At 63.0% G+C, this 24,008-nt stretch carries 23 protein-coding genes; 19 read left to right on the forward strand and 4 right to left on the reverse strand.

The annotated features are described in order from the left end of the window. The first annotated feature begins 1 nt into the window (after nucleotide 1). From NFH66_RS15690 to NFH66_RS15710, 5 genes are all read left to right on the forward strand, one after another. Nucleotides 2-3,211 (forward strand): site-specific DNA-methyltransferase, encoded by a 3,210-nt coding sequence (locus NFH66_RS15690; RefSeq protein ID WP_349611137.1) that lies wholly within the window; start codon nucleotides 2-4, stop codon nucleotides 3,209-3,211. Then, nucleotides 3,204-4,304 carry an AAA family ATPase gene (locus NFH66_RS15695; RefSeq protein WP_349611138.1) on the forward strand — a complete coding sequence of 367 codons (1,101 nt, stop codon included), beginning with the start codon at nucleotides 3,204-3,206 and terminating at the stop codon, nucleotides 4,302-4,304. Before NFH66_RS15690 ends, NFH66_RS15695 begins: the two co-directional genes overlap by 8 nt. Next, nucleotides 4,304-4,909 carry a DUF4276 family protein gene (locus tag NFH66_RS15700; RefSeq protein WP_349611758.1) on the forward strand — a complete coding sequence of 202 codons (606 nt, stop codon included), beginning with the start codon at nucleotides 4,304-4,306 and terminating at the stop codon, nucleotides 4,907-4,909. The genes NFH66_RS15695 and NFH66_RS15700 overlap by 1 nt, the downstream gene beginning before the upstream one ends. A 127-nt stretch (nucleotides 4,910-5,036) precedes the next feature. Next, nucleotides 5,037-5,231 carry a hypothetical protein gene (locus NFH66_RS15705; protein WP_349611140.1) on the forward strand — a complete coding sequence of 65 codons (195 nt, stop codon included), beginning with the start codon at nucleotides 5,037-5,039 and terminating at the stop codon, nucleotides 5,229-5,231. Next, entirely contained in the window at nucleotides 5,231-8,608 is a 3,378-nt protein-coding gene (locus NFH66_RS15710) for a DEAD/DEAH box helicase family protein (RefSeq protein ID WP_349611142.1), read from the forward strand. The genes NFH66_RS15705 and NFH66_RS15710 overlap by 1 nt, the downstream gene beginning before the upstream one ends. Before the next feature lie 30 nt (nucleotides 8,609-8,638). Here NFH66_RS15710 and NFH66_RS15715 read toward each other — a convergent pair whose 3' ends face one another. After that, nucleotides 8,639-8,866 (reverse strand): hypothetical protein, encoded by a 228-nt coding sequence (locus NFH66_RS15715; protein ID WP_349611773.1) that lies wholly within the window; start codon nucleotides 8,864-8,866, stop codon nucleotides 8,639-8,641. An 18-nt stretch (nucleotides 8,867-8,884) separates the two neighbouring features. Here NFH66_RS15715 and NFH66_RS15720 point away from each other — a divergent pair, with 18 nt between their 5' ends. The 3 genes from NFH66_RS15720 (at nucleotide 8,885) to NFH66_RS15730 (ending at nucleotide 11,717) form a co-directional block, all read left to right on the forward strand. Beyond that, entirely contained in the window at nucleotides 8,885-10,024 is a 1,140-nt protein-coding gene (locus NFH66_RS15720) for a putative sulfate/molybdate transporter (RefSeq protein ID WP_349611144.1), read from the forward strand. Between the two features lie 38 nt (nucleotides 10,025-10,062). Further along, on the forward strand, nucleotides 10,063-10,275 hold the full coding sequence (locus NFH66_RS15725) for a TOBE domain-containing protein (protein WP_349611145.1): 213 nt from the start codon (nucleotides 10,063-10,065) through the stop codon (nucleotides 10,273-10,275). A gap of 173 nt (nucleotides 10,276-10,448) precedes the next feature. After that, nucleotides 10,449-11,717 carry a ferredoxin reductase family protein gene (locus NFH66_RS15730; protein ID WP_349611146.1) on the forward strand — a complete coding sequence of 423 codons (1,269 nt, stop codon included), beginning with the start codon at nucleotides 10,449-10,451 and terminating at the stop codon, nucleotides 11,715-11,717. A 40-nt stretch (nucleotides 11,718-11,757) separates the two neighbouring features. Here the strand turns inward: NFH66_RS15730 and NFH66_RS15735 are convergent, their stop codons facing one another. Together NFH66_RS15735 and NFH66_RS15740 are read right to left on the reverse strand one after the other, a co-directional pair. After that, on the reverse strand, nucleotides 11,758-12,978 hold the full coding sequence (locus NFH66_RS15735) for a YbfB/YjiJ family MFS transporter (protein ID WP_349611147.1): 1,221 nt from the start codon (nucleotides 12,976-12,978) through the stop codon (nucleotides 11,758-11,760). Nucleotides 12,979-13,175: 197 nt separating this feature from the next. Next, nucleotides 13,176-13,712 (reverse strand): cytochrome b, encoded by a 537-nt coding sequence (locus NFH66_RS15740; RefSeq protein ID WP_349611148.1) that lies wholly within the window; start codon nucleotides 13,710-13,712, stop codon nucleotides 13,176-13,178. Nucleotides 13,713-13,880: 168 nt separating this feature from the next. Between NFH66_RS15740 and NFH66_RS15745 the strand changes: the two genes are divergently transcribed. Beyond that, nucleotides 13,881-14,201 (forward strand): class I SAM-dependent methyltransferase, encoded by a 321-nt coding sequence (locus NFH66_RS15745; RefSeq protein ID WP_349611150.1) that lies wholly within the window; start codon nucleotides 13,881-13,883, stop codon nucleotides 14,199-14,201. A 238-nt stretch (nucleotides 14,202-14,439) separates the two neighbouring features. On the opposite strand, the gene NFH66_RS15750 is transcribed toward NFH66_RS15745, so the two are convergent. Continuing rightward, a complete protein-coding gene (locus NFH66_RS15750) occupies nucleotides 14,440-15,642 on the reverse strand; it encodes an IS110 family RNA-guided transposase (RefSeq protein WP_349611151.1) in 1,203 nt (400 codons plus the stop codon). A 100-nt stretch (nucleotides 15,643-15,742) separates the two neighbouring features. Here NFH66_RS15750 and NFH66_RS15755 point away from each other — a divergent pair, with 100 nt between their 5' ends. From NFH66_RS15755 to NFH66_RS15800, 10 genes are all read left to right on the forward strand, one after another. Beyond that, a complete protein-coding gene (locus NFH66_RS15755; protein WP_349611153.1) occupies nucleotides 15,743-16,039 on the forward strand; it encodes a class I SAM-dependent methyltransferase in 297 nt (98 codons plus the stop codon). Nucleotides 16,040-16,057: 18 nt separating this feature from the next. Then, on the forward strand, nucleotides 16,058-17,059 hold the full coding sequence (locus NFH66_RS15760) for an aldo/keto reductase (RefSeq protein WP_349611154.1): 1,002 nt from the start codon (nucleotides 16,058-16,060) through the stop codon (nucleotides 17,057-17,059). A 171-nt stretch (nucleotides 17,060-17,230) separates the two neighbouring features. Then, nucleotides 17,231-18,424: an FAD-dependent monooxygenase gene (locus NFH66_RS15765; protein WP_349611156.1), complete on the forward strand. Its 1,194-nt coding sequence runs from the start codon at nucleotides 17,231-17,233 to the stop codon at nucleotides 18,422-18,424. 147 nt (nucleotides 18,425-18,571) lie between these two features. Then, nucleotides 18,572-18,721, forward strand: a complete 150-nt coding sequence (locus tag NFH66_RS15770; RefSeq protein ID WP_170293774.1) for a hypothetical protein — start codon at nucleotides 18,572-18,574, stop codon at nucleotides 18,719-18,721. After that, nucleotides 18,721-19,455, forward strand: a complete 735-nt coding sequence (locus tag NFH66_RS15775) for a metal ABC transporter ATP-binding protein (protein WP_349611158.1) — start codon at nucleotides 18,721-18,723, stop codon at nucleotides 19,453-19,455. The genes NFH66_RS15770 and NFH66_RS15775 overlap by 1 nt, the downstream gene beginning before the upstream one ends. Beyond that, nucleotides 19,439-20,329, forward strand: a complete 891-nt coding sequence (locus NFH66_RS15780) for a metal ABC transporter permease (RefSeq protein ID WP_349611160.1) — start codon at nucleotides 19,439-19,441, stop codon at nucleotides 20,327-20,329. The genes NFH66_RS15775 and NFH66_RS15780 overlap by 17 nt, the downstream gene beginning before the upstream one ends. 20 nt (nucleotides 20,330-20,349) lie before the next feature. Further along, complete coding sequence (locus NFH66_RS15785; RefSeq protein WP_349611161.1) at nucleotides 20,350-21,396, forward strand: metal ABC transporter substrate-binding protein; 1,047 nt, start codon at nucleotides 20,350-20,352, stop codon at nucleotides 21,394-21,396. A 97-nt stretch (nucleotides 21,397-21,493) separates the two neighbouring features. After that, complete coding sequence (locus NFH66_RS15790; RefSeq protein ID WP_300270364.1) at nucleotides 21,494-21,802, forward strand: nucleotidyltransferase domain-containing protein; 309 nt, start codon at nucleotides 21,494-21,496, stop codon at nucleotides 21,800-21,802. Continuing rightward, nucleotides 21,799-22,326 (forward strand): hypothetical protein, encoded by a 528-nt coding sequence (locus NFH66_RS15795; protein WP_349611163.1) that lies wholly within the window; start codon nucleotides 21,799-21,801, stop codon nucleotides 22,324-22,326. The genes NFH66_RS15790 and NFH66_RS15795 overlap by 4 nt, the downstream gene beginning before the upstream one ends. Nucleotides 22,327-22,586: 260 nt before the next feature. Beyond that, a complete protein-coding gene (locus NFH66_RS15800; RefSeq protein ID WP_349611165.1) occupies nucleotides 22,587-23,810 on the forward strand; it encodes an ABC transporter substrate-binding protein in 1,224 nt (407 codons plus the stop codon). Nucleotides 23,811-24,008: the final 198 nt, after the last annotated feature.

Genomic DNA, 24,008 nt, shown 5'->3' on the forward strand with positions numbered 1-24,008 from the left:
AATGGCTGTAGCAACCGCGGACGACCGCAAGCAACGTTTCATCGACCTCCTGCGCGAGCTGTTCCAGCTCGACAAGCCGGAGCTGGATTTCGGGCTGTACCGCATCATGCACGCCAAGAGCGACCAGCTCTCCCGATTCATCCGTGAAGACCTGGCCCAGGCCATTGAGGAAGCGTTTGCCGAGCAGGGTGAGCAGCAGCTGGCAGCAATGCGTGAGGAGATCGAGGAGAAGCGTCGGCAGGCCGAAGAGCTGGGTGCCCCGGATCCGGATGGTGCCCCAGCGGTGAAGCAGGCGCGCGCCGCCTACGATGTCGCCAAGCGGGAGCAGAACGCCTCGGCGGATATCTACGACCACCTCTACCGCTTCTTCTCCCGCTACTACGACAAAGGCGACTTCATGAGTCGCCGCCACCACGTCGCCGAGAATGACAGCCGGGCCGCCCCCTATGCGGTGCCCTACGATGGGCGAGAGGTCTACCTCCACTGGGCCAACAAGGACCAGTACTACGTCAAATCCTCCGAGACGCTGGCCAACTTCACCTTCAACCTCAACGAGGCCCTGAAGAAGCTACAGGGTTCCGCCGCACAGGTTGGCCTGGGCTTCGATTCAGTGGACGCCGCGCTCAAGGTGCACTGCCGTGTGGTCGATGCTACCGAGGGTGAGCACAACGATGTGAAGGAGAGCACCGAGCGCTTCTTCATCATCCACCATGACGAGCCGGTGCGCCTGGAGGGCGCCGACCTCGTGCTGCAGTTCGAGTACCGGCCCGACCCGGAAAAGACGGGCCAGAGCGGCACCTGGCAGAAAAAGCGCCTTGAGGAGGCTGAAGAGATCATAATGGCGGCGCTGCGTCTCACCGATGGCGTAGCCGCCTATCGGGATGGGCTGGCAACCCGGGCTCCAACGGACAAGCAAAAAGAGCGCACCCTGCTGGGCAAGTATCTGCAGCAGTGTACCGCCCGCAACACCATGGATTATTTTATCCACAAGGACCTGGACGGGTTTCTCTCTCGTGAGCTGGATTTCTATATCAAGAACGAGATCCTGCGCCTGGATGATATCGATAATGCTGAAGTGCTGATCGTCGAGCAGCAACTTAAGAAAATCCAGGTCCTGCGAAAAATCGCCAAGCAGATCATTGCCTTTCTGGCGCAGCTGGAGAATTTTCAGAAAAAGCTGTGGAATAAAAAAAAGTTTGTTGTAGACGCTGAATATTGCATGACCTTGGATATTCTGGAGGGAAATGAAGAACTCTTAGATGCTGTTTTTAGAAATAGCTTGCAGAGAAACCAGTGGAGTGATGTCTATTCGCTAGATGCTGGACTCATTGAGAATGAGTTGTCAAAATTTTCCGCTTCTGAGTTGGTGAAGAGGTCTGAGTATAGATATTTAATGATAGATACTTCTCTTTATCGTAAAGAGGTAAGAGATGAGATCATTTCGGTGTTGGATGGCGAGGTTCAGGGGGAGGTTTTTTTCTCAGATAACTTCCATGCTCTCAAGCTTTCTGAGAAGAAGTATAAGTCTTCAGTAGGGTTTTTATTTATAGATCCGCCGTACAACACTGGTGGCGGGGATTTTATTTATAAAGATAGCTACAAAGATTCTTCTTGGTTATCAATGATAAAGGAGAGGCTGTCACTTGCCATGGCTCATGCAGATAGATTGGGCCATATTTGGGTAACTTTAGATGAGTCTGAGGCTTTTAGTTTTCATCGCGTATTGTCGGATCTGGTTGGGGAAGGTAATGTTAAAACCCCTGTTGCATGGCAGCATAGTATTCAAGGAAAAGGTTATAGTGGTGGTATAACACCACACCACAATTATCTTTTTTGTGGTTCATTTTCCGAAGAGGCTAAGCTGGGGGTGCTAGAGAGGCAGGAGGAGCATAATAAAGCATATTCTAATACGGATAATGACCCTCGTGGTGCTTGGAGAACTGGTGATGTCAGAAACGCCCTTTATCGTCCAAATTTACGTTATAAAATAACAACCCCCTCTGGTCGAGTTATTGAGCCGCCAGAGAAAGGATGGAGGTGGAGTAAAGATACATTAGATAAGAAGATTGAGTCTGGAGAGATTTTTTTCTCTGATGATGAATCTAGAATAATTAGAAAAATTTATCTCTGCGATCAAGAGGGAAGGGTCCCGGAGAGCATTTGGTTTGGAAAAGAAGTAGGCACTTCAAGGTCTGCGAACTCTGAACTAAAGTCTATGTTTGGCTATGGCTTCGATTGGGGAACCCCTAAGCCTACTGGCTTGGTGAAAAGAGCTATGGAGGTTTCAAAGTTCGAAGTGGCAATGGATTTTTTTGCTGGTTCAGGAACTACTGGGCACTCTGCTATTGACTTAATAAGGAGGGGTGAGCGGGTTAAGTACCTTCTTGCTGAGGTCGGAGAAGTTTTTTGGACAACATTGGTTCCAAGGCTGAAAAAAGCTGTTTACGCTTCCTCTTGGAAAGGTGGGGTTCCTGATCCTAATGCTTTGGGTGGGGTTTCTCATTGCTTTAAATATCTCTGCCTTGAGAGCTACGATGATACTCTGAACAACCTCGAGCTGGACGATAACCCCCAGCGCGACGCGCTGATGGAGCAGAACCCTGAGCTGCGGCGCGACTACACCCTCAAATACCTGCTCGACGTGGAAACCCGCGGCTCGGCCAGCCTGCTCAATACCGAGTGGTTCCATGACCCCGAAGGCTACACCCTGAAGGTCAAGCAGCCCGGCAGCGACGAGACCCGCGAAACGAACGTCGACCTGGTCGAGACCTTCAATTGGCTGATCGGTCTGCATGTCACCCACCTCGACAAGCCGCGTACCTATATCGCCCGCTTCAAGCGCGAGGAAGACCCCGAGCTGCCGGAGGACCAGAACACGCGTCTCAAAGCAGAAGGCCTGCGAGAGAACGAAGACGGTGCCTACTGGATTCGTCAGGTGGAAGGGCACGTGCGCCGTATCCCGGGCAGCGACGAGGACCTGGCCAAGGTGCTGGTGGTGTGGCGCAAGCTGACCGACGATCCCGAGAAGGATGCCGCGGTGCTGGAGGCGCTGCTGGAAAAGTACAAGATCGGCACCACCGACAGTGAGTTCGATGCCATCTACATCAACGGCCCGCACGGCTTGAACCTTACCGGCAGTGCGCGTAGCCGAGTGCACAGCCTGGAAGAGACTTTCCATGCCCGCATGTGGGAGGGATGTGACGATGAGTAAAATAGGTTACTTAACTCACCTGGAGGTTCGTGGCTTTCGCTCTATTGCAGACATGTCTCTGGAGCTAGAACCTCTTAATATTCTTATCGGGCCTAATGGTGCGGGAAAATCAAACTTCATTAATTTTTTCCGCTTCATGAACAAGCTGTTGCAGAAGGACTTGCAGCTCTATGTTGCCGAACAGGGGGGCGCTGATGCACTGCTGCACTTTGGTCGTAAAAAAACGCCAGAGCTGTGCACTTATTTTCGCTTTGATCCAAACAGTTACGGCGCCACCCTAGTTCCTACTCATGATGGGCGTTTGGTCTTCAAAGAAGAGTTTTGTGAGTTTTTTGCCGACAAGATTGGCTATGATGGAGGGAAGAAGCGTAAGTCTCTTGCTAAGCCGGGTGCGGATGAGTCAGGCCTTCCTAACCCGGGGCGAGTTTCCATTGAAAGCAATGTTTCGAGGTACATTGCAGATTGGAAGGTCTATCATTTTCATGATACCAGTAGCACTGCGCCGATGAAGCAGGCGGGTGAGCTATTAGATAGTGACCGTCTCCGGGAGCAAGGTGAGAATCTTGCCGCTTTTCTTTATGACATCCAGCAGCATTGGCCTGATGCTTATACACGAATCGTCACTACCGTGCAGCGGGTGGCACCATTTTTTCATGACTTTATTTTGGAGCCGGATCGGAATAATAGCAGCAAGATTCGCTTAAGGTGGAAGCACAAGGGTAATGATGCATTTTTTGATGCGCATGCACTTTCTGACGGTACCTTGCGATTTGTCTGCATGGCAACGCTGTTATTACAGCCTCATCTCCCATCTGTTATTTTGCTGGATGAGCCGGAATTAGGTCTGCATCCCTATGCTATTCAACTGCTAGGCTCGATGCTGCGCTCAGCAAGCCAGTCCACACAGATAATAGCATCAACTCAGTCGGTAACGCTGGCCAATGAGTTTAAGTCTGAAAACATGGTCATCGTGGAGCATCACGATAACAGATCCACCTTCAAGCGGCTGAATGCCAAGGCTTTGGAGTCATGGCTTGAAGATTATCGTCTTGGGGATCTGTGGGAGAAGAATTTGCTGGGAGGCACGCCTTGATGGTTCGGCTAGGCATTAGCGTAGAAGGTGCTACTGAGCGTGAGTTTGTGAGCCGGGTTCTTGCGCCTGAATTAGCGAGGTACCAGGTTTATGCTAGCCCCATTGATATGCGAGGGCGTGTATCGCTGCAGCGAATAAGTCGTGAGATCAATAGCCTTTTGGCAATGTTTGATTTCGTGACGACTTTTTATGACTTCTATGGATTTCAAAAGAGGCCTCAAGGTGATGTGGAATACTTGGAGGCTGCTATTTCTGAGCTTGTATCGCCGGAGCAGAAGCATCGATTCATGCCTTATGTTCAGCAATATGAGTTTGAGGCCCTGGTCTTGGCAGCGCATGAGCAAGCGGAAGTCGTCATGGCTATCGAGTCTCTTGGCAGCCGTTTGCATAAAATAGTTGCGGCCAGTGGTGGCGCCGAGAACGTGAATGATGGTTACGAAACCTGTCCTTCGCGGCGTATCAAAGCGCTTGCCCCACAATATGAAAAAAAGTTTCACGGCCCTGTGATTCTTGAAGAGGGCTTGGCGGCTGCCCGCGCGGGGTGCCCACGCTTTGATGCATGGCTAACGCAGCTATCACAACTCGCTGTACAGGGTGAGGTATGATGATTTTAGACATCAGCTTCACTTTCTGCTGGAGACGTTCTGGCATCCCAAATGTCGATAAATCGGTATTTGAATTGAATGCTCTCGACGATCGCCACTACAACCTACTTGTCAAGGAGGCACGGCCATGACTCAGTTGGCACCGGACACTCAGGAGATGCTCGATAGCCTCCGCACCGCAGTCGCTGACACCCTGGAGCGTAAGCGTCGCCTCGGCCAGTACGCCGTAATCTGGCAGGATGGCAAGCCCGTGCTGGTGGGTGAGGATGCGCCGACAAAGCCGATAGAGGAGCAGGACGAGCAGGGCCGGGAGTCGCACTGATGGCACGGAGGCCACGTCAAACCAAGATCAAGCAGCTCAGTGCCAAGAGCGATTTTCTCAAGAAGCTGGTGCTCAATCAGTGGGTGCTGACGCGCTTCGGTATCGACCCGTTGGAGCAATACCGGGACGGCGGCAGCCGGGTGCGTCCGATTTCCCTGCTCAGCAAGACGCTCAAGGAAAGCAGCCCGGGGCTGAATGGTGACCGACACCATGATTACCTGCATGCCTTGCTAAGGGGTTATCAGCCCACCTGGCAGTACAGTGAGGAGGATCTGAAGCGCTTCGACGCCAACATCGTGGAACACACCGATGCCCTCAACCAGCAGCGTGAGACCGAGGTCGATTGGAAATACTTCCAGTGGCTGACCCTGCTGTTCGTCGAGATCTACCTCCACGAGTACTTCCGCGACCGCGAAGCGCTCAAGGCCAGCCTCAACCGCCAAGTCGAGCGGTTCAATAGCTACTGGCAGGGACAGGGCTACCAGACCGGCATCGGGCCCTATGAGGACGATGACCTCAATAAGCTGTGCCTGCAGAACGCCACGGGCTCCGGCAAGACGCTGCTGATGCACACCAACGTGCGTCAGTTCCGCCATTATGCCCGTAAGCACCATCGGATTGCCGACTACGGCCAGATCATCCTGATCACGCCCAACGAGCGCCTCAGTGAGCAGCACCTGCTGGAGTGCCGTGACTCCAGCCTGGAGGCGGAGCGCCTGAGCCAGGACGGTGGTGACCTGTTCAGCGGCGAGCGGAAATCGCTGAGCCGCGTGGCGGTGACCGAAATAACCAAGCTCGGCATCGAGCAGGGTAAGAAGACCATGGCGGTGGACAGCTTCGGCGATGGCAACCTGCTGCTGGTCGATGAAGGGCACCGCGGGCTGGGCTCGGCGAGCGCAGAGAAGGGGTGGCTGTCGCATCGCAACAAGTTGGCCGGGCGTGGCTTTACCTTCGAGTACTCGGCCACCTTCAAGGAAGCCGTGGTGGCCGCCAAGGATGCTGCGGTGGAGGAGACCTACGCCAAGAGCATCCTGTTCGATTACGGCTACCGCTACTTCTACGAAGATGGGTATGGCAAGGATTACCGAATCTTCAACCTGCCGGAGAAGGAGACACAGCAGCGCTACACCTACCTCACGGCGGCACTGCTGGCCTTCTACCAGCAGCAGCGCTATTACCAGGAAGAACACGGCCAGCTGACCCAGTGGAACCTGGCCGCACCGCTGTGGGTGTTCGTCGGGGCCAGCGTGGTCAAGGATGACGGCAGCAAGGAGACCGCCAAGAACTACAAGGAACGCGCTTCCGATATCGCCCAGGTCTTGGGCTTTCTGGCCTGGTTCCTCGGGGAGAAGGATGAAGCCCGCCGGGCGCTAAGCGCAGTCTACGAAGGTGACGCGGCAACTACCGGGCTGATCGACAAGCAAGGCAACGAGATCTTCTCGGGCAGCTTCCCCTGGCTCAAGGCGCAGGGTCCTTCCATCGATGAGCTCTACCGCGACATTCTCACTCATACCTTCCATGCCCCGGGCGGCGGTACGCTGAATGTCGACCGAATCACCGGTGACTCTGGCGAGCTTCTGCTGAAGGTGGGGGAGGCAGAGAAGCCCTTTGGCCTGATCAATGTGGGCGATGCGCTGGGGTTGGCCGAGCACCTCGAGGGTCGGAAGATCCAACACCTTCAAGTACGCAAGTCTGAGCTGGCCAATCCTATCTTCGCCGAGGTCACCCGCGAGAGCTCTCCGGTCAACCTGCTGATCGGCTCCAAGAAGTTCATCGAGGGCTGGAACTGCTGGCGTGTCTCCAGTATGGGACTGATGAACACCGGCAAGAAGGAAGGATCGCAGATCATCCAGCTGTTCGGTCGCGGCGTACGCTTGAAAGGCCGCGACATGAGCCTGATGCGCTCCAGCCGGCTCGATCCAGTGTTGGCGCCCAAGCACCTCTATCTGCTGGAAACCCTCAACGTGTTCGGCGTTGGCGCCGACTTCATGGCGACCTTCCGGGATTTCCTGGAGGACGAAGGCCTGCCGGGCAACGACCAGCCCGAGATCCATACGCTCAAGCTGAACGTGATGGAGGACGTGGGTAAGTCGCTGAAGATGCTGCGTCCCAAGGTCCGCCAGGATACCAAGCAGGCCTATAGCTTTCACCGCGATGGCCCACTGGTGCGGTTCGGGCATCCTGTGACTGCCGTCAGCAGCGGTTTCCATCATGAGCTGGGTCTGACGCCAGATATCGTGCTCAAGGAGCGCAAGGTCGAGCTCGACCGCTACCCGAGGGTGGAAAGCCTGCAGGCTTCTGGCGTGAAGGACGTGATGGCCACGCCCGGCCAGGCCACGCAGCATGAGCGCCACTTCGATGACGAACGCCTGCTGTTCCTGGACATGGCGGCGCTGGAACGCGACCTGGAGCGCTACCGCCGGTCCCGCGGCTATGCCAACCTGCTAATCGATTCTAGCCGATTCCCGGCGCTGCTAAAGAGCCAGGTGTGGTACAGGCTGCTGGTCCCCGAGGACCAGTGGGAGCTCCATGCTGATAACTTCCAGCGCTACCAGAGCATGGCGCTGGAACTCTTGTCGCTGCTGATGGACCGGGTTTTCAACTACCACCGCCGAGCCTACCTGGAGCCACGCATGGAGCTGGTCGCGCTCGAGGATGCCCGGGGCAACCTGCCGGATACCAAGGAGTATCAGCTGATCGTCGACGGCAGCGAGTCAGCGTTGATCGACGACATCAAGCAGATGAAGGAAGCCATCGAGAAGCAGCGTCAGGGTATGTATCGGTCGTCCAAGGCCAACGGCGTCAGTGCCGTGCAGATCGGGGCGCACCTATACAACCCGCTGCTGCACCTGGGCAAGGACAGCCGCATCCGCGTTGAACCGGTCGCCCTCAACGACAGCGAGTTCAGCTTTGTGGAAGGTCTGAAAGGGTGGCTTGAACGGAACCAGCAGGCCATGGCCGAGCGAGGTGAGCAACTCTACTTACTGAGGAACCTGGTAAAGCAGGGGATCGGGTTCTTCGAAGCGGGTGGATTTTACCCCGACTTTATCCTTTGGCATGTGCAGGACGACCGGCAGCGCATCGTCTTTGTCGACCCCCATGGGCTACGCCATACCGGGCCCAAGGATGAGAAGATCGAGTTCGGAGAGCGCATCAAGGATGTGGAGCGGCGCCTGAAGACTGACCACGTAGAGCTGGAAAGCGTCATCCTCGCACCTTCCAGCACCACGCGGGAGTGGATCACCAGCCACTGGGGCATGACCGCTGAGGAGCTGCGTGCCAAGCACGTGCTGTTCATGTCGGACTCGGACTACCTGGATAACCTGATGCGGGTGGTGGTAGGCCAGCCGGCCGAACAAGCGGCTTTGCAGCCATGACTTCCTCTACCTATCGGAGCCACTCCTGCTTCACCCACCGCTAAGCTCGCTTGACGGTGAAGATGATGGGCCTGTCCAAGAAACCTGACAGTCATCGTCCGGCGGCCAGTCGAACTTGCCCAGGTTGGTGGCCAGGAAGAAGGCATACAGCAGCAGATCATCGGGGCGCTCCTGCACCACCAGCACCACGACTGATGTCGCGATTAATGTCGCGACTGATGCCGCGAACAGGTCGCTTGGGTTCTGTTGCTGCGCCAAGGCGCTACAGTGGAGAGTATGGCTTCCTTTCCCCCCTGGCGACCCCGCCGGCGCGCCCTGGCAGCGCTAAGCGGCGATATTTCCGGCGCCTTCGGCGACCTGGGCACCCTGCTGCCCTATGTGATCGGCGCGACGGCCCTGGGCGTGCTGTCACCGCGACCGATGTTTCTTGGCTTCGCTGCCGGCTATCTGCTGGTGGCCCTGGTCTACCGCGCGCCCATCGCCGTGCAGCCGATGAAGGCACTGGGGGCGATGATCCTCGTCGGCGGCCTGACCACGGCCGAGACCGCCCTGGCCGGCGCCACACTTGGCCTGGTGCTGCTGGCGCTGGCCGCCACCCCCTATCTTGGCCGTGCGGCCCGGGCGCTGCCCCAGTCCGTGACGGTCGGCCTGCAGGCCGGCCTGGGGCTGATGCTCGCTTCGCTGGCGCTGGAGATGATGGCCGCAGGCTGGTGGCTGGCATTGCCGGCCATGGCACTGCTCGCCCTCTCCTGGGTCTGGCCCCGGGGGCCCTGGGCGTTGGTCGTGGTCATCGCCGCCATCTGGCTGGTGCCGGTGGATATGCTGCCCAAGGCCGTGCATTCGACGCCAGTGGGCGAAGGCATCTCGCTCTCATCAGTGGCGGGTGGGACCCTGGCCCAGCTCCCGCTGACCCTGCTCAATGCCGTGGTGGTAGCCACGGCCGTGTCGCGGTCGCTGTTTCCGGCCGCCTCGTCACGCGTCAGCGAGCGCCGCCTGGCGGCCTCCAGCGGCGTGCTCAACCTGGCGCTGGCGCCGCTGGGTGCCATGCCGATGTGCCATGGTGCCGGCGGCATGGCTGCCCATTACCGCTTCGGCGCGCGCAGCCTGGTGGCGCCCCTGACCATGGCCGCGGCCTGCGCCCTGGGAGCACTTCAGGGCGAGGCGGTGATCGTCTGGCTGGCGGCGATTCCAACGCCAGTGGTCGGCGCCCTGCTGGCCTTCGCCGGGTTAGAGCTGACGCTAAGCCGAAGGCTGTTCGATGCGCGCCCCGACTGCCGTCCGGTGATCGCCGCTACCGCCGTGACCACGCTGCTTAGCGGAGCACTCGTTGGACTGGCGGCGGGGCTTGCCAGCGAGCGCCTGCGCCGGCATCTTGTGCGCAGGCGCGCCAGCAGCGCGCCGCCCCCTCAGGGCTAGCGCCCTTAGCCTTTTCTACCTGCCATCCTCAGGAGACCATGATGAAGATAAGCGCACGCAACGTGATCAAGGGTAACGTACTGGAAGTCAAGGAAGGGCCGGTGAACAGCCAGGTCCGCGTCGATATTGGCGGCGGCAACGTGATCAAGTCGATGATCACCAGCGATGCCGTCGAAGAGCTCGGCATCGCCGTGGGCAGCGAGGTCCAGGTGGTCATCAAGGCCTCGGACGTGATGCTCGGCATCGATTGAGTACTTCCCCGCCGGCAGCTGCCTGGGCAGCGAGCCGGCCCATTTCATTAGCCGCCTTTGTTTTCTCGCTTCCTGCACCCTCGCTGCATCTTTTCCATCGATAGTCCCCACACAACAGAACAGGCCTCCCCCCTCCCCGACGTCACCGTGACCGTCATCCAAGGAGGCAAGACATGAAGGTACTGAAACCCTGGCACGCCGTGGGCCTCACGGTCGCCGCCAGTTTCCTGCTCGTGCTGTGGGAATTGCCCGTCTCGACCTGGGCCACCTCGGCCACCCTGAGCCTGGCGTCGGGGGTGGCGGCCTTGGCGCTGATGGCCACCTCGGCCATCCTGGCCAGCCGCTGGGCATGGGTCGAACGACTGCTTGGCGGGCTGGATCGCGTCTATCTCGCCCACAAGTGGATGGGCGTATGGGCGCTGGGCCTGGCCTCGTACCATCTGGTGTTCAAGGCCGGCCTCGACGCCTGGGAGGTGGCACCGATCCTCGAGATCAGCTCGTACTGGACCCGCCTGCTGCGCCAGCTCAGCTTCGTGGCGCTGATGTTCATCATCCTGCTGGCGCTCAACCGCAAGATCCCCTATCACCTGTGGCGGAGCTGGCACAAGCTCTCCGGCCCGCTGTTCGTGGTGGTCATCCTGCACTGGTTGACCTTCAAGTCACCCATCGCCCTGGGCGAGCCCGCCGGTCTCTGGCTGGGCACCCTGTCGCTACTCGGCGTCGCGGCGGCAGCCTGGAAACTGCTGCTCTATCCGCGCCTCGCCCACCATGGCGAGTACCAGGTGGTGGAAGTCGCGCCCGGTGCCGGGGCGGTTCGCCTGCGGCTCGCTCCGGTGGGCGGTGGCGTGACCTTCCAGCCTGGCCAATTCGGCTTCCTGCGCCTGAAGGAGGAAGGGCTGCGTGAGCCACACCCCTTCACCATCGCCTCGGCCAACCGAGAGAGCGGCGCGGTGGAGTTCTTCATCCGTGGACTGGGGGACTTCACCCACAAGCTGATCAGCGAGAGCCGGGTGGGCATGCGCGCCGATATCTATGCACCCCACGGGCACTTCACGCGCCCCGAGCGGGCTGGTCATGAGGTATGGGTTGCCGGCGGGGTGGGGATCTCCCCGTTCATCGCCTGGTTACAGGATCCCAAGGCCAAGGCGCTGGAGCGGGTCACGCTCTTCTACTGCTATACCCCGGGTCGTGAGTTCCCCAGCGTCGAGACCCTACAGGCCCAGGCCGAGGCGCGCGGCGTGGAGCTGGTGCCGGTGCCCGCCGGCCCCGACAGCGCCGCCTTCCGCGAACGCCTGGCCGAGATCGCCCGCGAGGTGCCGGCCGATAGCGTGGAGATCCGCTTCTGCGGTCCCCGGGGGCTGAGGGAGGCGGTAAGCCAGCAGATGGTGCCCCTGGGCATTCCGCACCGCAACCTGGCCTACGAGCACTTCGATTTTCGATAGCCTGGCCAGCATCGGGCGCATCATCGAGGGGCCCCGCACGCTATCCCGTCGGGGCCGCCTTGGCCTCGGCGTCCAGCCGCTGGGCGGTGTGATCCACGCCGCGCAGCCAGGCCAGCAGCACCGCGCCCAGGGCGACGAAGCCGCCGGCCAGCCACAGGCCGATGTCGTAGTGGCCGCTGGCCTCGGCGAGCATGCCGGTAAGCGCCGGGGCGATGATCTGGGCGGCGCCGTAGGCCAGGGTCATGCGCCCCATCATTCGCGCTGGGCTCTGCGGATAGAGCCGGCCGGCCATGGTCAATACCAGGCTGACGCAGCCCAGGAAGGTGCCGCCATAAAGCACGGCGCTTACCAGCACGCCGGCCAGGCTGTCGGTGAGCGCCGGCAGCACGATCCCCACCACCTGCAGCGCCATGGCGGCAATCAGTGCACCGAGATAGCCGACCCAGCGCGCCACCAGGTCCCACAACATCACCGCGGGGGCGGCGGCCAGCCCCACCAGGGCGAAGGTCCAGTTGCCGGCGCCGGCCAGCAGCGGCTCGCGCTCGACGATGGCGACGATGAAGGTGGCGCTGATCACGTAGCCGTAGCCGGCGCAGAAGTAGGCCGCCAGCATCAGCCGCATAAAGGTGCGGCTAGGCGGCTGGGCCTGGCGTTGCCCGCCTCCGGCACCCATGATCGGCTTGGCGGGGCGCGGCAGCCAGGCCCAGGCGGGAATCAACAGCACCACGGCCAGGACGGTGAAGCCCCACCACTGGGTCTGCCAGTCCAGCGCGAGGCGCAGCATCAGTTCTACCGCCAGGGCGGCCAGCAGGATGCCCAGCCCCAGGCCCGCGAAGTGGATACCCAGCTCGCCACGCTGGCGATGCTGGATCAGCCAGTGCAGGATCAGCCCCGAGGCCAGCAGCATGGCGCCACTGCTGGAGAAGCCCGCCACGAAGCGCATGGCCGCCCACAGCCAGAAGCTGTCGGCCAGCGCCATGCCGGCGGTGGAAGCGAGCGCCAGCACCAGGGTGAGGCGGTAGAGGGTGTCCTTGAAGCGGATGCTATGGATCGAGGCAGCGGTGAGTGCGCCCAGCATGTAGCCAGCATAGTTGAGGGCGGCCAGCCAGCCGCCCTGGGCATCATTCAGCCAGGTCTGCTGCTGCATCACCGGCAGCAGCGGCGTGTAGGCAAAACGTGCCACGCCCACGCACAGCAGCTGGCTGAAGAGCCCCGCCAGCAGCACGCGGTAACGCGGGGAGAGAGGAAGGGGCTTGGCCATGCCTGGCGCTCCATGATCCTTGGAAGGTGGCGCCACCGGACGCCTGTCACGGACTACCCTACCGCATGCTCGGGCAGGAGATTGCGGCGTTCGACCAAATGGGCAGGCGTGACGCAAAAGGGGCCCGCCCCCACCGTAGTGGGGAGCGGACCCAACGGACAGGCCGGCAGTTGAAGGACGTGCGCCGAACCGACCCCTCAGCGCCCGGCGCCGTGCCGCGGCAACATGCGCACCAGCACATCCTCGCCCGCCATGCGGCGGTGCAGGATCGCCATGCCAACGTGGCCGACGATCAGTGCCAGCAGCACCCAGCCCAGCAGGCCATGAAAGATGCTGCCGATAGCCGTCATCCACTCGATCTCACCCTCGAAGCCCGGCATCAGCGGGATGCCGAAGGGGGCGAAGGCGCGCCCCGAACCGTACTGGCGCAGCAGGGCGACCAGCGGCACCACCGCCATCAGGACATACAGTGCCAGATGGCCGAGTCTGGCGGCCAGGTTGACCGAGGCCGGTCGCCGGGCCCGATCCACCACCGCCCAGACCAGGCGTAGCACGATCAATGCCATCAACAGCGCCCCCAGCGGCTTGTGGGCGCCCCATACGGCTTCCTCCAGGGCGGTATCCGGAAAGGCGAAGCGGGTGATGGCGGTGATGAACTGGACGGCGAAGAGCGCCGCCATGCCCCAGTGGAGCAGGCGGCTGAAGCGACCGTAGTATGTGATGCGAGACGACATGGTGAGATTCCTGGGCGATGAGAATACCTCGCATGCTACCGTCCCTTCGCGCAGGAATTGTGAAGCTCGCATGCAGCTACTCGTCACATGCGGGATGCAGGATAGGCCAACAGCACCCCGGAACTTGGTACTCTCGGGGTTGGTTTCATGACAATGCGAGGAGGCCACATGTGGGATGAGCGCTACAGCACGGACGACTACGTCTATGGCACCGAACCCAACGACTTCCTGCGCGAGCAGGCGGCGCTGATCGGCGAGGCGCCCAAGCGGGTGCTCTGCCTGGCGGATGGCGAGGGGCGCAACGGGGTCTACCTGGCCAGCCTCGGCCACTGGGTGACCTCGGTGGATGCCTCCTCGGTGGGCCTGCGCAAGGCCACCCGACTCGCCGAACACAAGGGTGTCGCGTTGACCACCCTGAACGCCGACCTCACCGAACACGAGTTCATGCCCGCCTCCTGGTATGGATTGACCCGTCAAGGGGTCGGTTGACTCTGTTACATGTGATTGTCCTCAATGCCTACGGCTCAGGAAGCGAGGGGCTATCAGCGACGGTGGATCTCTCTGGTATTCGTGGGTTGGGTACCGACCTGTCATCACTTCGTCGCGGAGCTACCCTGGTCTACGAGCGAGGGTCACCCCACCCCGGAGGGCGGAGGCCTCATAGGAGGGTCAGGGGTTCTCCCACCGGCCCGACGCTCCCTGAGCCGTAGGCACTGGGTTGCACTGTTCATGCGGTAGCTCGGCTGCCATGCGGCTTGCCCATGACCTCACAGGCAATCGCCCACAGGAAGCCAGCCAACTCACGCGCCACCGCCGTGGTGACCTGCTGCTTGGCCTTGCCCATGGCGGCGAGACGACGGTAACGCCCACACAGGCGCTTCTGCGCTTCCCAAGCGATCGCCTGCACCGTCGGCGAGGTCTTCTCGGCGCGCTGCTCAATGATCCGAGTCTTGCGAGCCGGGAAGCGGTAGCTCCAGGCGGCTTCCACCAACACCCGTCGCACGTGGCCATTGCCGGTCTTGGTGATACCGCCCTGCCGTCGGCTACCACCGCTCGAGTGCTCGCTGGGCACCAGCCCCAGGTAAGCCATCAACTGGCGTGGTGAGTCGAAGCGCGTGATGTCACCAAGCTCTGCCAGCACCGTCATGGCGGTGATCAGGCTGACGCCGCGCATCGCCTGAACCGACTCGACCACCGGGGCCAGTGACCAGGCGGGCAAGGCGGCTCTCATCTGCTTCTCCAGACCGGCAACACGACGCTGGGCCTCCCTCACCGACTCGATATATTCCTGCAGCACGATCTGCTGAACCGGGGTGTCGAAGCGAACCGTCTCCAGCCAGCGGAAGTGTGCCGGTATCCACTTGCTCTTGCCGGGGTAGATCTTGCTGTGTCGCAACAAGAAGGCGTTGAGTCGCTGCCGAGCGCGGAGTTCAGCGGCTTTCATGTCCTCCCGAGCGCGGGTCAGGTCACGAATCGCCTCTTGTTCCGGCGTGGGCACCCACACCGGCGTCAACTCCCCAGAGCGTGACAGGCGCGCCAGCATCTTGGCATCGCGACGGTCGGTCTTGATGCGGTCCCCGGCACGCTGGGGAATCAGGGTCGGAGCGACAACCTCGCAGTCATGGCCGCTGGCCTGGACCTGGTGATAAACCCCATAACCACAGGGGCCGGCCTCGTAACTGAACAGCAGGGGCTGCCCAGCGAAGCGCTCGCTCAGCTGGCGAACCAGCGTGTCGATGGCCTTGGGTTCATTGGGAATCTCACCGCGGAACTCGGGCGCTTGGCGCCCGGTCTCGGCGATGGCCACCGAGATGCTGACCTTGTGTACGTCCAGGCCAATATAAGCGGCATGGACGTTGCCGGCGGCGCTGACACGCTGCGCAGTGGCCCGCTCGACAACAGCTTGCTGAGTTGCGTTAGACTGTTTCATGACCTGCCTCCCTCAATAGTGGCTCTGCATTTTGGTCCCTACCTCAACGTAACCCACGACGTTGAGGAGGGGCAGGTCAATCCATGATGTCTACGATGCCGTGGTATCGATCTTCTGCCACGTGTCGGCGGCGGGCCGCCCCCACCTCCACCGCCAGGTGATCCGCGTCCTCAAGCCCGGCGGCGTGCTGATACTGGAGGCCTACACGCCGGCCCAGGTGCATCGCAATACCGGCGGCCCGGACACCCCGGACCGCACCCCCACCGCCGCGGAGCTCGAGGCGGCCTTCGCCGAGATGGATATCGCGCTCAGTCGGGAGTGCGAGCGCGAGGTGATCGAGGGCCGCGGCCACACCGGCCCGGGGTGCGTGGTGCAGTTCATCGCCCATAAATCCTGACGCATGAAAGGAACCGCCATGAATTCCGTGACCGCTCGCCTGAAGGCCGTCGCCTCTCCCGGCATCGGCCTGGGCTGCATGAACCTCTCCCACGGCTACGGCCAGCCGGTTCCCGAGGCCGCGGGGCTGCGCGCGCTGGAAGAGGCCTTCGAGATGGGCTATCGCCATTTCGATACCGCCACCCTGTATGGCGCCACCGCCAACGAACGGCTGGTGGGCAAGGCGCTCGCCGCCAAGCGCCACGAGATCCTGCTGGCCAGCAAGTGTGGCATGGCCGTGGACCCGGAACAGGGCCGGAAGGTGATCGACGGCCGCCCGGCCACCCTGCGCCGCCAGTGCGAGGAGAGCCTCGCGCGCCTGCAGACCGACCACCTGGACCTCTACTACCTGCATCGCTGGGACAAGGGCGTACCCATCGAGGAGAGCGTGGGCGAATTGGCCCGACTTGTAGAGGAAGGCAAGATCGGCGCCATCGGCCTCTCCGAGGTCTCGGCGGCCACCCTGCGCCAGGCGCGGGCCGAGCATCCCATCGCTGCGGTGCAGACGGAGTACTCGCTGTGGACCCGCAACCCCGAGATCGCGGTGCTCGAGGCATGCCGCGAGGCGGACACCCTGTTCGTCGCCTTCAGCCCGCTGGGACGCGGCTTCCTGGCCGGCGCGGTACGCACGAGCGAAGGCCTGGTCGAGGGCGACGTACGCGTCGGCATGCCGCGCTTTGGCCCCGCCAACCTGGCGCAGAACCTGGCCTTGCTGGCCGAGCTCGAGGCGATGGCCGGCGAGCTCGAGATCACCAGCGGGCAGTTGGCGCTGGCCTGGCTGCGCGCCAGGGGCGACGACATCATCCCGATCCCCGGCACCCGTTCCATCGCCCATATGTGCGAGAACCTGGCCGCCGATGCCGTGAAGGTGGACGCCGCCAGCGTGGAGCGCCTCGACGCTCTCTTCACTCCCGAACGCATCGCCGGTGCTCGCTACGGCGAGGCACTCCAGGCTGAGGTCGACACCGAGGAGTTCGCCTGACGGTGACCCCGTGTTCGCCTCTCGGGTCGTCGAGTTTCGGTATCCTAGGCGGTAGCGACCGCGACCCGGCAGGGGTGCGCGCGGCGCCTGATAACCGCCCGTTGGAGATGGTCACTTAAAGATGGCCACTTGGAGAGGGGCCTGGTGGAGAGGGGCATGGTGGAGAGAGGCATGGTGCAAAGAGGCATGGACGAGACCCTGGATGCGGTCATCGTCGGCGGCGGCATGGTCGGTGCGGCGGTGGCGGCGGCACTGGGCCAGGCCGGCATGAGCGTGGCGCTGGTGGAGGGCGGCGGCCCGCCGGCGGCGATCCCCATTGAGGCCCCCTTCGACCTGCGGGTGTCATCGCTCAACCTGGCCTCCCAGCGGCTGCTGGAGGCGGTGGGCGCCTGGACATTCATTCCCGCGGCACGGCGCTGCCCCTTCCGCCGTATCGAGGCCAGCGACACGGCCGAGAAGCGCCATATCCGCTTCAACGCCGCCGAGCTCGAGCTGCCGGACTTCGGCCACTTCGTCGAGAACCGGGTGATCCGCCGCGCCCTGTGGCAGCGCCTGGCCGAGCTGCCGGGGGTGACCACGCTCTGCCATGCCGGGCCGGTGGCCTGGGTCCCCGGCGGCCACCGCAGCCTGCTGGAGCTCGACGACGGCCGGATGCTGGCGGCGCGGCTGGTGGTGGGCGCCGACGGCGCCGGCTCGCACACCCGTGCACTTGCCAGCATCGCCACTCGCGACGAGGACTACGGCCAGCGCGCGCTGATCACCAACGTGCGTACCCAGCTACCCCAGCAGGACGTCAGTTGGCAGCGCTTCACCCCCCGCGGCCCCCAGGCGATGCTGCCGCTGCCCGGCCACTACGCCTCGTTGATCTGGTACGACAGCGCCGAGGCCACCCTGGCCCGGGAAGCACTGGATGACGAGTCTCTGCGCCAGGCCATCGAGCGCGAGTTTCCCGCTCGGCTGGGTGGCATCGAGACGGTGCTCGGCCGTGCCAGCTTCCCCATCCGGCGTCGCCACGCCGAACGCTATGTGCGCCCGCGCCTGGCGCTGGTGGGCGATGCCGCCCATGTGATCCATCCGCTGGCCGGCCAGGGGCTCAACCTGGGGCTGCAGGACGCCGAGGCGCTGAGCCGGCGGGCGATCGCCGCCTTCCATGCCGGCCGCGACCCGGGTGGCCGCCCGGTTCTGGCCGGCTACGCCCGCGAAAGGCGCCCCCAGACCCTGGCGATGATCGCCGCCATGGAGACCTTCCATCACGTCTTCACCGGGGCCGCGCCGCTGCGCCACGCCGGCGCCGCCGGTCTGGCGCTGGCCGAGCGGCTGGAGGGCGCCAAGCGCCAAGTGATGCGTCACGCCCTGGGGCTCTAGCGCGAATCCGCCGATTCGCGCGTCGTCTCGTCCGGCGCACCCGCGGCGGGGCATACAGCGAGGTGGCCGACACAGGCGCTGGTCAGCCGGCATTTTGTTATGTTATAACTTTCGCTGATTTCCGCAGGATACCGCTCAGAGGCCCCCATGGCACACCGCAGACACCGGCACCGCCCTGAAGGGCCCTGCCACTTCTCGCTGATGTCGCTCTCCGCGACCCGCCGCCTATTGCTGGCGGCGCTGCCGCTGGCGGCACTCTGGCTGGCGGTGGCCTGGGCCACCGGCTGGGGGGCGTGATGTCGCGTCTGCAGCTGGAGGACCTGTCCCTGGCTCGCGGCGGCCGCACCGTGCTGGAGCACCTCGAGGGGCGCTTCCAGGACGGCGCCATCACCGCCCTGATGGGCACCAACGGTGCCGGCAAGAGCACCCTGATCAGCGCCATGATGGGCATGCTGCGGCCGCTTTCCGGGCGTGTGGTCTGCCAGGTACCCAAGGAGCGCCGCGCCTGGCTGCCCCAGCAGCTGGCCCTGGATCTCACCTTCCCGATGAGCGTGGAAGAGCTGATCATGACCGGCACCTGGCCCAGCCACGGCGCCACGCGGGGCTACTGCGCGGCCCACTACCGCCGCGGCCGCGAGATCATGGCCCGCCTGGGCATCTCCCACCTCGCCCATCGCCAGTTGGGCGAGCTCTCCGGCGGCCAGCGCCAGCGCGCGCTGATCGGCCGCACCCTGATGCAGGAGGCCGAACTGCTGCTGCTCGACGAGCCCTTCGCCAACGTCGACATCGAGACGGTGGATGTGCTCATGGACGTGCTGCGCGACATGGCCCGAGACGGCGCCACCATCGTGGTGGTGCTCCACGACCTGGAGCAGCTCTCGCGCCTGGCCGACGACGTGCTGATTCTGGCCGGCGGCCACGGCCGCTGGGCGAGCCCCGAATCGCTACTCGAGCGCTATGCCGGGCAGCCGCCCCGCGCACCGCGCCTGCCTCTCACCTTCCCGGATACCCTCGATGCTGGAACTGCTTGACGCCTGGCTGCTCGCCCCCCTCGACTACGGCTTCATGAAGCGCGCCCTGGTGGCCAGCCTGGCGCTATCGCTGGCCGCACCGCCGCTGGGGGTCTTCCTGATGCTGCGCGGCATGAGCCTGATCGGCGACGCCATGGCCCATGCCATCCTCCCCGGGGTGGCGCTAGGCTTCCTCGCCGCCGGCTTCTCGCTGCCGATCATGAGCCTTGGCGGCATCCTCTCGGGGCTGCTGGTGGCGGTACTGGCCGGCAGCGTGTCGCAGATGACCGGCCATCGCGAGGACTCCGCCATGGCCAGCTTCTTCCTGATCTCGCTGGCCGCCGGCGTCATGCTGGTATCGCTGGGCGGCAGCAGCGTCGACCTCACCCATGTGCTGTTCGGCTCTATCCTCGCCGTCGACACCACCGCCCTGCTGCTGATCGCCGCCATCAGCAGCCTGATCGTGGTGATCCTGGCGGTGATCTTCCGCGCCCTGGTGGTGGAGTGCCTGGATCCGCTGTTCCTGCGCGGCCAGGGCAGCCCGGTGGGGCTGGTCCACGGCCTCTTCCTGGGCCTGGTGGTACTCAACCTCACCGCCGGCTTCCAGACCCTGGGCACCCTGATGGCGGTGGGCCTGATGATGCTGCCGGCCACCACCGCGCGCTTCTGGAGCCAGCGCCTAGAGGGGCTGATCGGCATCGCCATCCTGGTGGCCCTGGTAGCCAGCAGCGGTGGGCTGTTGCTCTCCTACCACCTCAACCTGCCCTCGGGCCCCTCGATCATCCTGCTGGCCGGGGGCGGTTACCTGCTCTCGGCCCTGGTGGGTCGCCACCACAGCCTGCTCGCCCGGCTACGCCGCCGCGCCACGCCGCTGGGCGCCCCGGAACACGACTGACCCCACGGAGACCCCATTCCATGCGTCCGCCGCTCCCCGCCTCCATCGCCCTGGGCCTGGCCGCCCTGCTCACCCTGCCCAGCACCCATGCCGATGAGCGTATGCAGGTGCTGGCCAGCTTCAGCATCCTCGCCGACATGGTCGAGAACATCGGTGGCGAGCATGTCGCGGTCACCGCCCTGGTGGGCCCCGACAGCGACGCCCACGTGTACTCGCCGCGCCCCACCGACGCCCGCGCCCTGGCCGAGGCCGACCTGGTGGTCTTCAACGGCCTGCAGTTCGAGGGCTGGATGGAGCGCCTGATCGACGCCAGCGACTACGCCGGCCCCCTGGTGACCACCACCGACGGCATCCGCCAACTGGACTATCACGGCCAGGACGATCACGACGCCCACGGCCATGACGATCATGACGACCACGGCCATGACGATCACGGCCATGACGATCACGGCCACGACGATCACGACCACGACGATCACGACCACGGCGACCTGGACCCCCACGGCTGGCAGGACCTGAATGCCGGCAAGGTCTACGTGGCCAATATCCGCGACGGCCTGATCCAGGCCGACCCGGGCAACGCCGACGCCTACAGCGCCAACGCCGAGCGCTTCCTCGACGAGATCGCCGCCACCGACGCCGAAATCCGCGCGCTGATCGACGAGATCCCTTCCTCCACCAGCGTGATCACCGGCCACGACTCCTTCGGCCACTTCGCCCATGCCTACGGACTACGCTTCCTGGCCCCCCAGGGGCTCTCCACCGAGGCCGACCCCAGCGCCGCCGACATGGCCGCGCTGATCGAGGTGATCCGCGAGCAGGAGGTGCGCGCCCTGTTCCACGAGAACATGACCAGCCCCGCCCTGCTCGAGCAACTCGCCGAGGAGACCGGCCTGCCCATCGCCGGCACCCTCTACGCCGATGCCCTGGCCAGCGAAGGCGAGGCCAGCACCTGGCTGGGCATGCTGCGCCACAACGCCAATACCCTCCACGACGCCCTGGCCGAGCCGGACAACCACGACGCGGCCGACATGGGCGACTCCGGGGATCATGGTCACGAGCATTGAGCTCACGGGGGGACTCGCCAAGGGGCCTTTCGCTACTCGACAGGTGCTAGACTGGCTAAGCGGGCATTGCCAACCAGCGAGGCGGGAGACAGCCACCATGCGACTCACCCGATCCCAGCGAGACATCATCCTTGCCGATGTGCAGGCGCACCTCGGCAAGGAGGTCGAGGTACGCCTCTTCGGCTCACGCCTTGACGACACCCGCCGAGGTGGTGACCTCGACCTGCTGCTGGTCTCGAATCACCCCATCTCCCGCCTTCAGCGAGCCGAGCTGAAGCAGGCCCTCGAAGCTCGGCTGCAACTGCCTGTGGATATCGTGACTTATGCACAGGGAGATGAGCCAACACCCTTCCAGGCCATCGCCTTGAAACAGGCCAGCCCGATCGATGCCGAGGATGCGGCATGAGCCAGGATCTCCTCCACGAGCAGCAGCACTACCTGGCGCAGTTGCTGGAGGCCATCCAGCGCTGTGCCTGGTTCCTTCATCGGTCCGATGCCAAGATCAACTGGCCCATCGATCCCGAGTGGCTGTCAGAACACAAGAAGGATGTCGATCTCTTCGAGACGCTGGCAGCCATCAACGAACGATTTGCCAAGCTGCAGGATTCACTGGCCTCGGCCATGCGCCACAGTGCCCTGTTGGCAGGAGAGTCATCCGACAGCTTTCTCAAGGTGCTGGCCTTCTTCGAGAAGCAAGGCGTCATCGATGCCACCAGCGACTGGCAACGCTGCCGTGCGGTACGCAACATGGCGGCCCATGACTACGCCACCCACTACGCGGAGATCGCGGAGCACTTCAACCTGCTGCACGAACTCGCCGATGTACTCTTCCATGCTGCCCGCCGACTGATCGCCTGGAGTGACGAACAGCTCGGCATCTCGCCTGCCAGTCAGGACTTCTCGCCGGAGTTCGACCGCATCTTCGTCTGATACATGCCTCACACGACCACCACGGGAGGCGCCTTCGGGCGCCTCTTTACGTTGAGGGAAGCTTCTCTACTACCTTGGCCGTATATGTCGCCCAGTCGCTTTATTCGTTCGCACGCTTGGCAAATCTGCCGCCAAGGTTGGCACGAAATGCAAAGATCCTGGCCCGATAGGTCAACCCTGCCCTCGCCTTTGCTCCTACCATGAAGCCCGGCGCTCCCGTGGCGCTACCCAATGGACAACAACAACGCAAGGGCACACTCATGACCCAACCCCGTCAGTTCGCTCTGGGCACGCTCGCTGCCTCCCTGCTGCTCGCCTCCCAGGCCGCCACCGCCGAGATCACCGACAACGAGATCCGCATCGGCTACCTCGCCGACATGACCGGCGCCTACCGCGACCCCATCGGCCCGCTGGGCGAGGATGCCATCCGGATGGCCATCGAGGAGATGGGCGGCAGCGTGGCCGGCGCCGAGGTAGTGCTGTTCAGTGCCGATGACCGCAACAGTCCCGACGTCGGCTCCAGCGTGGTACGCGAGTGGATCGATGAGCGCAATGTCGACATGGTCACCGGCCTGGTGGCCTCCTCGGTGACCCTCGCCTCGGTCAAGCTGCTGGAGGAGGAAAACCGTCTCGGGCTGGTCAACGGTGCCGTTTCCTCCGGCGTGACCAACGAGAGCTGCTCGCCGAACCATATTCATTGGGTCTATGACACCTGGGCCATGTCCAACGGCACCGCCAGCGCCATCACCCAGGAAGGCAACACCGACTGGTACCTGCTCAGCGCCGACTACTCCTTCGGTCATGCCCTGGAGCACGACGTGACCCGCGTGGTGGAAGAGAACGGCGGCAACATCGTCGGCAGCACCCGCCACCCCTTCCCCAGCAGCGACTTCTCGTCGTTCATGCTCCAGGCCCAGGCCTCCAACGCCGATGTGATCGCGCTGAACAACGCCGGCTCCGACACCATCAATGCGATTCGCACCGCCGGACAGTTCGGCATCACCCAGGCCGGGCAGATCCTCGCCGGCATGGTGCTGTTCAGCACCGACATTCGCAGCCTGGGACAGGAGATCGCCCAGGGTCTGCAGTTCACTACTGCCTGGTTCTATGACCTGGACGAGGAGGCGCGCGCCTGGGCCGAACGCTTCCGCGAACGCACCGGCAGCATGCCCACCCAGGTCCACGCCGGCCTCTACTCCAGCACCCTGCATTACCTGCAAGCCATCGATGCCATCGGCAACGACGAGGCGCAGGCGGTTCGCCAGCAGATGGCGGCAACCCCGATCGACGACATGTTCGCCAGCGGCGGCTATATCCGCGAGGACGGCCGCATGGTCCACGACATGTACCTGGTGGAGGTGAAATCCCCCGAGGAAGCCGTCGACGAGGACGACCTCTTCCGCCTGGTGCGCACTATCCCCGCCGCTGAGGCCTTTCGCCCACTGGCCGAGAGCCAATGCCGCCTGGTCAATCAGAGCAGTTGAGCCGTATCGGGAGCCAAGCCCATGACGATGGCGACACCCCCTATTCCCTCCGACACCAATACCTCACTGCTCTGGGTGCTCTGCCCCGAAGAGTTCGAGACAGACCCACACCCACTGCGGGGGGAAGAAAACAGGTCGGAGCCCGTTGCCAAGCCTTCGCCACAGCGTCGCAAAGGGCAGCACGCTCCTTCGATCCAC

It is taken from the genome of Halomonas sp. H10-9-1 (assembly GCF_040147005.1).
In the GTDB taxonomy this organism is placed as follows: Bacteria; Pseudomonadota; Gammaproteobacteria; order Pseudomonadales; family Halomonadaceae; genus Halomonas.